The following is a 12,105-nucleotide window of genomic DNA, read 5'->3' as shown; positions in this document are numbered from 1 at the left end:
CGAGCCCTTTGTTCTACCACAAAACTTTATATTTAACAAATATTTGTGAAGATTTATGCGACCTGACATTCAGGGATTAGAAATTACTGTCGGTGAGCTCAAGCACCTCAGCGGCGCGGGGCCCGATCGCGTATACCGGCCTGCGACTGCTACTAAATTTGCCCGCGAAGCTTTAAAAACAGTCAGTTTAATTGTTTTGGTTCTAATTAGCTGTTGGCTGCTGGTATTGATATTTCCTAGGGCTTATTTGTTGTGGTTGGCCCTGCACTTGGGTGCGATCGCAGGTTTGATCTTGGAAGATGTCTGGAAAATTTGGTGCAGCCGGAACCAAGATTTAATCCATCTTTTTGATGATGTCGATCGCTATAATGGTATAATCAAAGCGATCGAAATTAATGACCGGATCGAAGATGCTGGCAATCCGAACGTCAAAATAGGCGATCGCGCAAAAGTTATTAAAGCCTTGCAGCTCATCAGAGAGGATTTAGTTCGAGCTTTGAAAACCGAGAGGATTCTCAGGGAAAACAAAAAATTTGTCGATACTAACTCAGAACTGTTTGCCAATAATTTAAGAACTTTGAATGCCCTGCAAATTAGCGATCGATCGAGCCAGCCGGGGCGATTGCTCAACGAAGCTTTGCAGCTAGCTGTGGGAGTTCAAGCAGAAATGAAAAAGCTACAAGATCGAAACGCTGCTAATTAAAAAAATGGAAAATTAAGACGGCGGTTGAAACCGCGTCTACACAAACGAATTGAGCCGGACGCCGAATGAAGACAATAACGTAATTTTAAAAGCAGACGGCGGTTGAAACCGCTTTTGACCTGTTACTCGAATGTGGCGAAGCGCCCGTCATCCGAGTAACAGGTCAAACTACACAAACGAATTGAGCCGGACGCCGAATGAAGAGAATAACGTAATTTTAGCCAAATACGGTTCAGTTAAAAAGCTAATTTATCCCCGCACACATCAGTTAATTGATAACTATCATAGTCTCGGCGATGCGATCGTCGCGGATCGCTGCGCTAACCCTAAGATATCTCTTCGGACATTAGCGTTAACCCAACCATATTGAATTTTAACTGCCCGTTCTTCAACCTGCACTCCTCACGTGAATGTCTGTATAGACGCGGTTTCAACCGCCCGGTCTTCTTGGTAGCAACGCGCACCAACCGTGAAGCGATCGAACTCAAACACGTTTTTAAATTTATGATTTATGAGAATTGTTAAGAAAAATCATAATTGTAAATTTTTACCTGTTAGGTAACAGGTAAGGATATCTTGGAAAGGTGACGTTAACAACCAGGTCAGTATGTCTTCTACCAAACCAAAGATTATAGTTCTCGATGACGATCCCACAGGTTCTCAAACCGTGCACAGTTGCTTGCTGCTGACACGTTGGGACGAAGAAACCCTGCGTTTGGGACTGCGGGACAAGTCCCCGATTTTTTTTATACTGACAAATACTCGATCGCTAACTCCCGAAACAGCAGCCTCCGTTACCCGCGAAGTGTGCCAAAATCTCAAAAGGGCGATCGCGATCGAAGAAATCGAAGACTTCCTAATCGTTAGCCGTTCCGATTCTACCCTGCGCGGTCACTATCCGATCGAAACCGATGTAATCGCCGAAGAACTCGGCCCCTTCGACGCTCATTTTCTAATTCCCGCCTTTTTTGAAGGAGGCAGAATTACCCGCAACAGCGTGCATTACCTGATGGTTAACGGTGTCGAAACCCCCGTGCACGAAACCGAATTTGCTAAAGATTCAGTCTTCGGCTACCATCACAGTTACCTGCCCGACTACGTAGAAGAAAAAACCCAAGGTCGCATCCACGCTGATACAGTCGATCGCATTTTACTCGCAGACATCCGCTACGGAAGTTTAGATAGATTGATGGAGATGACAGACAACCAATGTGCAGTTGTTGACGGCGAAAGCCAAGGCGATTTAAACACATTTGCCAAACACATTCTTGATGTAGTTAGTCAAGGCAAAAAGTTTTTATTCCGCAGTGGAGCGAGTATCTTAACATCCTTAGCTGACCTCGGCCCGCAGCCAATAGCAGCCGACGAAATGGCAGAATACGTGAAAGACGGCAAACCTGGTGCAGTAATAGTTGGTTCCCACGTCAAGAAAACGACCGATCAATTGGAACGCTTGTTAGAAGAACCCAATACAGCTAGCATTGAAGTAGATGTATCTCATTTAGTAGAAGATTCGCCAGAGTCTCGCGCTCAAATCCTCAATGAAATCCTCGAAAAAGTTCGCACTGCTCATGCAGATAGCAAAACGCCTGTAATTTATACCAGCCGCCAGGAACTAGAATTTGAAAATGCTGAAGTCCGGTTAAAATTTGGTGCTGCTGTTTCTGCTTTGTTGATGGATGTCGTGCGGGGACTGCCTGCTGACATCGGTTTTTTAATTAGCAAGGGCGGGATTACTTCTAATGATGTGTTGAGTACAGGTTTGTCGCTGAAAAGTATCAGGCAAATCGGTCAAATTATTCCAGGTTGTTCTGTTGTAAAAACCGAGCCAGATCATCCTCTATTTCCCGATTTACCAGTCGTTTTGTTTCCTGGAAATGTCGGTGACAGTAATGCTTTGGCTACGGCTTACAAGCGACTCAGCAAGCATTCTAGCTAGTTGAATCGCTGGCTTAACGAAGATGAATTGAGTTCTATTCAGGGAACACACATTGATATCAACCTAACCCTAAAACAGTTGAAATATTTCGTTGTCTACTCGTTTCTAGGCTGTGCCTGGTAACACAGTTCCGGAGGAAGAGCCTCCTTAATCCTGTGCCGAGGCAGAGCAAGAGTGAGATAGGTTCCCAGGCACAGCCTGGGAACCAGTTAAATCATCTCCAAAAAATCTTTGGCTGATTGTCTCGTTGCTAAATCCGCTCTAATATGCTATGGTAAAAGGTCTACTATTAAATAAAAGCAATCGCCAGCTCGACAAATTGCCCCTGGACAGCCACTATCAAAAAAATCAAATATAGAAAAAAAAAATCAGGTAGCCCTCTACATATAGAGCCAACAGCGCCATAGCTACTGCTATCAGTAGCGTTTCCAGCTTGTATCGACCTAAATGTAAAAATTTTATAAAAATGTTCGCATAGTAATTTTTAGCTGAAAGGATTAGCATATAAGGGTGCCAGAACATTATCATCCACTAAACTCATTAAAAGATGGTCATTGGTTCAAGCTGATCTGTGGGGCGAGCTTTCAACACCTGCCGGCGGTTCGGAATCTCACATTGGCTTACACCTTGGCAGGTGCTGACTGTATTGATGTCGCGGCAGATCCCGCCGCCGTCGCAGCAGCGAAAGAAGCCCTACAAGTTGCCAGCGAATTACAGGCAAAAACTCAAAACCGCAGGTTTGGCGGCAAAGGTTTGCCCTGGCTGATGGTGAGTTTGAACGATGGGGAAGACCCGCATTTTCGCAAGGCCGAATTCAACCCAGCCGATTGTCCGGCGGACTGCTGGCGGCCCTGCGAAAAAATATGTCCAGCCTCCGCAATAGTTTTTCAGAGTGCTGGTAGTGGTTTTTCCGGGGTGATAGACCAGCAGTGCTATGGCTGCGGTCGCTGTCTGCCTGTTTGCCCGAGCCAATTAATTTACACTCGTTCTTACGTGTCTGCTCCGGCCGCGATCGCACCTTTAATCTTGCAATCCGGTGCGGATGCCCTAGAAATCCACACGCAAGTAGGCAGAGAGGCAGATTTTGCGAGACTTTGGTCGAGCATAGATCCCTGGGTAGATCAACTTAAAGTAATAGCAATTAGTTGCCCCGATGGAGACGGTTTGATTGATTATTTGCGGACACTCTATCAAATAATTTCCCCCCTGCCTTGTCCCCTAATTTGGCAAACCGATGGTAGGCCGATGAGTGGAGATATTGGAATAGGAACTACTAGAGCAGCGGTCAAACTCGGTCAAAAAGTTTTGGCTGCCCAGTTGCCGGGATACGTGCAACTTGCAGGCGGCACTAACGATCGCACTGTCAGCAAACTGAGAGCCTCTGGACTGCTTTTGGATGGCGGGAAAAATTTGTCAGTTCCTCCTGTCCAATACATTGCAGGTGTAGCTTACGGCAGCTATGCCAGGGTTTTGCTATCGCCAATTTTAGAACAATTAGAAACAATGCAGACCGATCGAGCTTCTGCCGTTCCGGTAGCAGTCCCTTGCGGCGCAGCCGAAGTTCAAACACCTCGGTTGACTCAGCTCGAAGCCGTCCCAGAACTTCTCTCGGAGGCGGTGAGTTTAGCTCGTTCTCTAGTTTCCCAGATCAAAAGTCAGTTGACAGTTGACAGTTGACAGTTGACAGTTGTCAGTTGTTAGTTGTTAGTTGTTAGTTGTTAGTTGACAGTTGTCAGTTGTTAGTTGTTAGTTTTTAGTTGTTAGTTGTCAGTTGTTAGTTGTTAATCAAAAAAACTGAAAACTGATAGCTAACAACTGTAGTTTGCGATTTCGCGATCGCACTTGCACCCAGGTGAAACCCGGTTTCTTACTATATTTCTCGTTCCTGTTCGCAAAACTCGTAGAAACCGGGTTTATAACCCCACGCGTAATCCACGAACTGTCAACTGTCAACTGTCAACTGTCAACTGTCCACTGTCCACTGTCAACTGTCAACTGTCAACTGTCCACTGTCCACTGTCCACTGAACCGAACACACCGAGGCGAATGCAGATTACAGACGACCTCAGCAGACTATTAGACATCGTGCCAGATGAGATCCGGCAGCCCTTAGAGCAGCACCCGCAGCGCAACAATCTCATTGAGGTTGTGATGGATTTGGGCCGTCTACCAGAAGCTCGTTTTCCATCCTTGGCCGAACCTCTTTCCCAAACACCAGTTTCCAAAGCAGACCTCAGCTATTGTATCGATCGAGTCGGCAGCTTCGGCGGCGACAATCGAGCCGGTATCGAGCAAACCCTGCACCGAATTAGCGCCCTTCGCAACCGCAGCGGCGAGATTATCGGCTTGACTTTGAGGGTGGGCCGCGCTGTGTTCGGGACGATCGGCATTATCCGCGATTTAGTGGAAACCGGTCAATCAATTTTGATGCTCGGCCGCCCCGGAGTTGGCAAAACCACGGCTTTGCGGGAAATCGCCCGCGTCCTCGCCGATGACTTGGAAAAACGGGTGGTAATCATCGACACCTCCAACGAAATTGCTGGAGATGGAGATATCCCGCATCCGGCGATCGGCAGAGCTCGCAGAATGCAAGTTTCGCGTCCCGAACTCCAGCACCAAGTCATGATCGAAGCAGTGGAAAACCATATGCCGGAAGTGATCGTGATTGACGAAATCGGCACGGAATTAGAAGCTTTGGCCGCTCGGACGATCGCGGAAAGGGGCGTGCAATTGGTCGGTACCGCCCACGGGAACCGGATCGAAAACTTGATGAAAAATCCGACTCTGGCCGACTTAATCGGGGGCATCCAAGCGGTGACGCTGGGAGATGACGAGGCCCGGCGCCGCGGTTCTCAAAAGACAGTTTTGGAACGCAAATCACCGCCAACTTTTGAAATTGCGATCGAAATGCTCGAACGCCAGCGCTGGGTAATCCACGAACGAGTCTCAGATTCGATCGACAGCCTGCTGCGGGGACGCGAACCGAACCAGCAAATCAGAAGCGTCAGCGACAGCGGAGAAGTCACGATCGAGCGCGAGTCAGCATCTCCCCCCGTCCGGTTTCCAGGGATGCCAGCTTCCGCCTCAGGCCCCGCTGCGGTATCAGCAATGCGGCCCGTCACGCCGATTTCTGGGTGGCGGAGTGCCGGGAAAATGGTGCCGATGCCCCCTCAAAACGAGAAATTCGCTGCTGCTACCGCTGCTAACAGCGCGCCGGTACTTCCTGAGACTCGGTATTTCGAGCAACTCCTCGAAGAATCCCTGTCCGTGGAACCTGTACCGCAGCAACGGGGTCGTTATTCCCAGAATGTCGGCCCTAACGGCGAAGATTTGCCCCTCCACGTTTATCCTTACGGCATAGCTCGCCACCAGCTCGAACAGGTGATTTCCACCCTGAACCTGCCGGTGCAGTTGACTAAGGATATTGAAAGTGCTGACGTGGTGTTGGCTTTGCGATCGAACGTGCGGAACCAGTCAAAATTGAGGCACTTGGCCAAAACTCGCCAAGTTCCCCTGCACACAATCAAAGCTGGGACTATTCCCCACGTAGCGAGAGCTTTGCGGCGCCTGTTGGACATGGACGACCCGGGCACCCCGGAAGTGGCAGACCTCGCCTTATTCGCCCGCAGCGGTACTTCTGACGAACTCGAAGCTCTCGAAGAAACCCGCTTGGCTGTCGAGCAAATTGTCATTCCCAAGGGACAGCCGGTGGAACTCTTACCCCGTTCTCCCAATGTCCGCAAAATGCAGCACGAACTTGTGGAACACTATCACCTGAAATCCCACAGTTTTGGGGAAGAACCCAACCGCCGCCTGCGGATTTTTCCAGCGTGAACAGCCCTATATCTAGAATCGGCATCATGTAGGGTGCGCGGGGCGCACCTTACCCCTTGAAGGCAGCAGGTAGAAGGCAAACGGCCGAATTTTTTTCATGTTGCTGTCTGTTTTCTACCTGCTGCCTTCGATCTCAAGCGGGCTCAATTAACCATGATTCTGGTAGCGTGGTACACTGCGTAGACCAGAATCTTCTGGTATATCGACCGCACGTGATATTATTTCCGTTGCTGTGATTTTTGTGTGTAAGTGCGATCGGGCTAATTCCCAATTTCCAACCCCCAATTCCCAACCCTCAATGATGACTAATGACTACTGACTAATTCCCAATTTCCAACCCCCAATTTCCAATTCCCAATGATGACTAATGACTGATGACTAATGACTACTGACTAATTCCCAACCCCCTATAATAACAGATTATAAATAAACATAAAGCGGTTATCAAAAAAATGAGGTATGCCCGATGCCCGATGCCCTATGCCCTATGCCCGATGCCCGATGCCCTATGCCCGATGCCCTATGCCCGATGCCCTATGCCCGATGCCCGATGCCCGATGCCCGATAGTACCTCATCTTTCTGAGAAAGGCTATATTTACCAGAGTTGACATGAATGATGCAGAAATTCAGCTATTTATTGAATTAATTGCCGCTCACACGGGTTTACAAATTCGCCCGCAAGATCGATCGGGTTTGTCTCGAAAAATTTTGACTCGAATGAAAGCTTTAAAAATAGCATTTCCCGACAAATATTATCAAATCTTAGCCGCTTCGAGTCCGGAAAGTCAAAATGAATGGCAGGAACTAACCTTGCTGCTGACAACCAACGAAAGTTATTTCATGCGGGACAAAGGACAGTTTTCGCTCCTAGAAAAAGTGATTTTGCCGGAATTAATCGCACGCAAAATAAAATTGCACGAGACATTGGGAATTAAGCCAAGACTGCGAATCTGGAGTGCTGGCTGCTCGACTGGTGAAGAACCTTATTCTTTACTTATTATTTTAAAACAACTAATTCCTGATTGGGACAAATGGAAAATTTTAATTTTAGGTACTGATATCAATCAAGCAGCAATAGAAAAAGCCCAGCGAGGAATTTATAGCCCTTGGTCTTTTCGCTTAGTTGACCCAGAACTGCAAAATCGATATTTCTCTCAGCGGAAAACCGATTGGGAAATAGACAAGAACTTGCGCCAATTTGTCAGCTTTAGATCTGTAAATTTAGTGACAGATAATTTTCCTAATATTTACACAGATCTTCATAACATGGATTTGATATTATGCCGAAATGTTTTTGTTTATTTTGAAGCTCAGTATATTTCACAGGTATTGAAAAAGTTTGCCAAAACGCTAAGACCTGGAGGATATTTAATGACTGGTCACGCTGAAATTCACAGTCACGTGATGAACGATTTTCAACCAAAGAGTTTCCCGGAGTCGGTTGTTTATCAAGCCAAGAATGTCCTAGAGGAGGAACCAGGTAAAAAAAAGTCTTTGATTGTACCAGAATCTAAAACAAAATCGGCGTTTGGGGAATCGGGAAATAAATTGGAATTGGGCGACCATAGCGGTCAGTTGCTACCGAGGAAAGGGGAAACGGTGCCAGCTAGTTTTGCTAACGGCAATTTTGGGGATGTCGGGTCGCTGTCGCTGTTAACAGCAGGTACCGGGCTGGGAAAGATGCTGCGAAGTCGCTATTTAGAGGGCGATCTGGCGAACAAGAAGATATCTAGTTTATCCCCAAAAATCGCAGCCGAAAAAGCTGATAGCAAAACGCCTCAGATGCTTATATTAGAGGCAAAAGCTTGTTTAAAAAATAAAGCTTATTTTGAGGCAATTGATAAAGCAAAACAGGCGCTCCACCTGCAATCTCAAAATTTTGAAGCTGATTATTTGCTCGCTCAAATTTATGCAAATTTAGGCCAGTATTCTCAGGCGGTAGAATACTGCAAGCGAGCTAGTAAGCTAGATACTATGTCAGTATTTCCTTATTATTTGCAAGCTCAGATTGCTGAAGAACAGGACGACTTGGAAACCGCTAAAATATATTTAAGAAAAGTTATTTATCTTTGCCCATCTTTTGTTTCAGCTTATCTCGAATTCGGGAATATATACCATAAAGAAGGTAAGCTAAATATAGCTATTAAAATGTACAAGTCATCTTGCGATATTCTCAAACAACTGCCGCCCAATACTCCGATCGAGCAACAGGGAAAAATGACAGCGAGTCAAGTATTGATTGATGTTCAAAAAAAATTGGTAAAATTGTACAGCCAAAAAAACTGACGCACTGGGAAAATCTAAAAACCTGGTTTTTTGTGGGTGTGTCGCTGCCAAACCGAATGGGTGCATCTCAATTTTGAAGCCTGAAGAAGCATGACCGCATATAAGTTATTAGTTATAATCCTATATTGACTACGGTCATGCTTCGCCCCTACAAACATATTTGACAAACCCAGATGCACCCAACCGAATCCGATCGCATAAACCATGTGTTTTTTGCAAGTCTTACTAGATAAATTGTCAGAATTAATATGGAAACTAAGCCGTATCTTATATTTGAACATAACGGTTTGCTGTGCGGCGTAGAAGTCGGCTGCGTTAGAGAAATTTTCTTTCTCCCGGAGTTGACACCGATCGCCGAAGCGCCTCAAGATATTGTTGGGGCGATCGATCTTAGAGGATCCATTCTGCCCGTGATGGATCTAAATCTCCGTTTTGGGTACGTTTGGCAGGACTATTCTGTCACAGATAGTGCGATCGTCATAGAATGGCAAGAAATTCGACTTGTCATCATTGTCGATCGAGTTAACGAAGTTAAGCAGATCCCCGCAGATGCCATAACTCCCCAGCTATCTTACGGGCGAGACAACCCAGAAGCCCCCCATCATTTTTTAGCTGGATTTGCCCGCTGCGGGGCCGATATGATTATGCTGCTGGATCTCGATCGGCTAATTCGATATTCTCCCGACAAAACAGAAGCCCAAATCCCAGTGTCTGCAAGCGATGCAGGACTGTCAGCGGCATCCGGCAACCTAGAAACCGCCAATTTGCAGTTAGAAATAGAGCCAAAATTGTTAGTGGAAGATACTAAAGTTTTGGCCAAAATTCACGTTTTTTGTCCGAATGCTACAGCCCAAGAAAAGGCGATTTTTCGAGATAGGGCCCAGAATTTGAGGCAGCAGGGCGATCGCGAAAATTCCGCAGCAATTGATATGTCCCTCGCCGTAGTTGTTTTAAACAGCGAATACTTTGGTATTAACCTAGCTGTAGTGCGCGAATTCACTGACATTCGCCAAGTAACTCCAATTCCTTGCACTCCCGATCGCATTATTGGCAACATGAATTTGCGGGGCGAGATTCTCACCCTAGTGGACATTCGGAATGTTTTAAATATGTCAGGCGACACAAAATCTCTCTCAAAGGCGATCGTTGTTGAAATTGAAGATTTGGTCGCCGGTATAGTCGTTGACGAAATCTTAGATATTATACATTTAAATGTGGCAGAAATTGCGACTATTCCTGCTGCACTAAATTCAGCCAACCGCGAATATCTTCGAGGCACCGCTTTTTACGAGGAAAAACTTATCGCTGTTCTGAACTTGCAGAAACTATTAACAAAAGGAGGAGTTGCTGTTGATGAGGAGGTTTGAAGAAAGATTTTACCATAAAGAATTGTTTGAAAGCCTCTCCCCGATCGGGAGAAACTAAAATCCGACTATTCATTACTCCAATCCTCTTCCTTCTAGGTAGAGGTCGCTCTCAAACTGTCAACTGTCAACTGTCAACTGTCAACTGTTGAAGGCCAAATCGGAATCGCACCTGCAAAAACGATGTCAGCGCCACCCGAAACTAAAGAAAAGAGAGTAAGAGAACAGAATTTGCTATGATACTATTTTCTACTGTCACTGGACGGCATCAGTCCCAGAAGTGGCTGACCCATTTCCGTTGCCAACGCCGGACTCCCAACCACTATCGCAGGATCGCAACCTTAGTAACGCAAATGCTATCTTAAATTAACGCAAAAATATGTTTTTATCCATTAAAAAACTAAATATTAGAAACAAGATGCTCGTCGGATATCTAGCGCCAGCAGCTATTTATTTAGGGTTGCCAGTCTTAGTTCTCGTTACTACGAGTCAGGTTTTTGAGACTTTCAAAAAAGTGGAAAGAGTAGAAAATGTGATCGGAGAAACAAGTAATATGTCCGTAGGTACGGAGCAAATGGTACGGGGAATGCGCGGCTATTTAATTAATAAAAATCAGCAGTTCTTAAACGATTTTAAAACAGGTGCAGACTTGGCTCGCCAGTCAGGGATCAATCTAGGGCCGATTGTTGAAAATTCCGAACAAAAAGCCCGTTTGCGGAGAATGTTGGATCTGGTCAAAGAATATTATGATGGTTCTAACGAAATAGTTCGCTTATTTCAGCAAAATCAGACAGCCGAAGCCCTCGCTATATTTAATACAGGCAAGTATACCAAATTTGTGAATGAATTCGTGGAATTGAACCGGGAATTTCGGGAAACAGAATTAAAGATTATTAAGCAAGAAACTAAAATCACGAAGGCATCTTTAAGCTTTTTGGTATCGACGCTGGTGTTTGGTTCGATACTGCTACTGCTGCTTGGCGCCACTGTTGCTTGGCTGATTTCGTCAGGAATTGCTCGAACTATCGATCGCACAATTAGTTCGATCGCCAGTTCCTCCGCCCAGATTGCCGCCACAGTTGAAGAACAGGAACGAATGGCAAGCCAGCAAGCAGTTTCAGTCAATGAAACTACTACAACAATGGACGAATTGGGTGCATCTTCTAGGGCGACTTCACAGCAGATAGAAACTGCCGCAAGTCAAGCAATGCAAGCTTTAACTTTAGCTGGTGGCGGTACAAAAGCTGTGGAACAAACCTTAGAAGCAATGGCAATACTGAAAACAAAAGTGCAGGATATGCAAGGACAAATTATGCAGTTGAGCGAGCAAACCGATCGCATTGGCAATATCTCAACCGTAGTTAGCGACTTAGCAAATCAGACTAATATGTTAGCACTAAATGCGGCTGTCGAAGCAGTGCGAGCCGGCGAACACGGCAAAGGGTTCGGAGTTGTCGCGTCAGAAATTCGCAAACTTGCCGATCGCAGTAAAAAATCTGCCGCACAAATAAATCTCTTAGTCGCCGATATTCAGCGCGCGATCAACTCAACAGTCATGGTGACAGACGAAGGAACTAAAACGGTAGAATCTGGCGTAAATATTGCGGAGGAAACTGCCGCAGCATTTGCTGGAGTAGCTGATGCAATTAACAACGTAGTTTTGAGTTCTCAGCAAATTTCGCTGAATGCCAAACAGCAAGCAATCGCGATCGAACAAGTGGTGGAAGCGATGAACTCTCTCAACCAAGCAGCAGCACAAACAGCTTGCGGTATCACTCAAACTAAAATTGGCACTCAAAAATTGAATGAAGCTGCTTTAGATTTAAAAGCAGTTGTTTAGCATAGTTATAAGTTCTGATAGTTTGAAAACAAAATTAAACAGTAAGTCTGTATTCTCAGCCCCGATACTCATTAGTCAATCCCAATTATTCAATCTAAAATCTAAAAGGGTGCATCTCACGCAAGGCGAATATATCCG

7 protein-coding genes are annotated in these 12,105 nt (G+C 45.8%); all 7 read left to right on the top strand.

Translation table 11 applies throughout. The features are described 5' to 3' along the window. Nucleotides 1-55: 55 nt before the first annotated feature. Nucleotides 56-703 carry a hypothetical protein gene (locus tag JGK16_RS08325; protein WP_293190205.1) on the top strand — a complete coding sequence of 216 codons (648 nt, stop codon included), beginning with the start codon at nucleotides 56-58 and terminating at the stop codon, nucleotides 701-703. Between the two features lie 607 nt (nucleotides 704-1,310). Further along, complete coding sequence (locus JGK16_RS08320; protein ID WP_293181630.1) at nucleotides 1,311-2,642, top strand: four-carbon acid sugar kinase family protein; 1,332 nt, start codon at nucleotides 1,311-1,313, stop codon at nucleotides 2,640-2,642. Nucleotides 2,643-3,152: 510 nt separating this feature from the next. Next, nucleotides 3,153-4,319 (top strand): circadian clock protein LdpA, encoded by a 1,167-nt coding sequence (ldpA, locus tag JGK16_RS08315; RefSeq protein WP_293181628.1) that lies wholly within the window; start codon nucleotides 3,153-3,155, stop codon nucleotides 4,317-4,319. A gap of 369 nt (nucleotides 4,320-4,688) precedes the next feature. Continuing rightward, nucleotides 4,689-6,476: a R3H domain-containing nucleic acid-binding protein gene (locus JGK16_RS08310; RefSeq protein WP_293181626.1), complete on the top strand. Its 1,788-nt coding sequence runs from the start codon at nucleotides 4,689-4,691 to the stop codon at nucleotides 6,474-6,476. A 610-nt stretch (nucleotides 6,477-7,086) separates the two neighbouring features. Beyond that, nucleotides 7,087-8,763, top strand: coding sequence for a CheR family methyltransferase (locus tag JGK16_RS08305; protein WP_293190203.1), 1,677 nt, complete (start codon nucleotides 7,087-7,089; stop codon nucleotides 8,761-8,763). A gap of 248 nt (nucleotides 8,764-9,011) precedes the next feature. Then, a complete protein-coding gene (locus JGK16_RS08300; protein ID WP_293181622.1) occupies nucleotides 9,012-10,130 on the top strand; it encodes a chemotaxis protein CheW in 1,119 nt (372 codons plus the stop codon). A 376-nt stretch (nucleotides 10,131-10,506) separates the two neighbouring features. Then, a complete protein-coding gene (locus JGK16_RS08295) occupies nucleotides 10,507-11,967 on the top strand; it encodes a methyl-accepting chemotaxis protein (protein WP_293181620.1) in 1,461 nt (486 codons plus the stop codon). Nucleotides 11,968-12,105: the final 138 nt, after the last annotated feature.

Origin of the sequence: Microcoleus sp. PH2017_09_SFU_O_A (genome assembly GCF_020738625.1) — a bacterium.
Lineage (GTDB): Bacteria > Cyanobacteriota > Cyanobacteriia > Cyanobacteriales > Microcoleaceae > Microcoleus.
The sequence above is the reverse complement of the archived record's forward strand: the minus strand, read 5'-3'. Positions and strand labels throughout refer to the sequence as shown.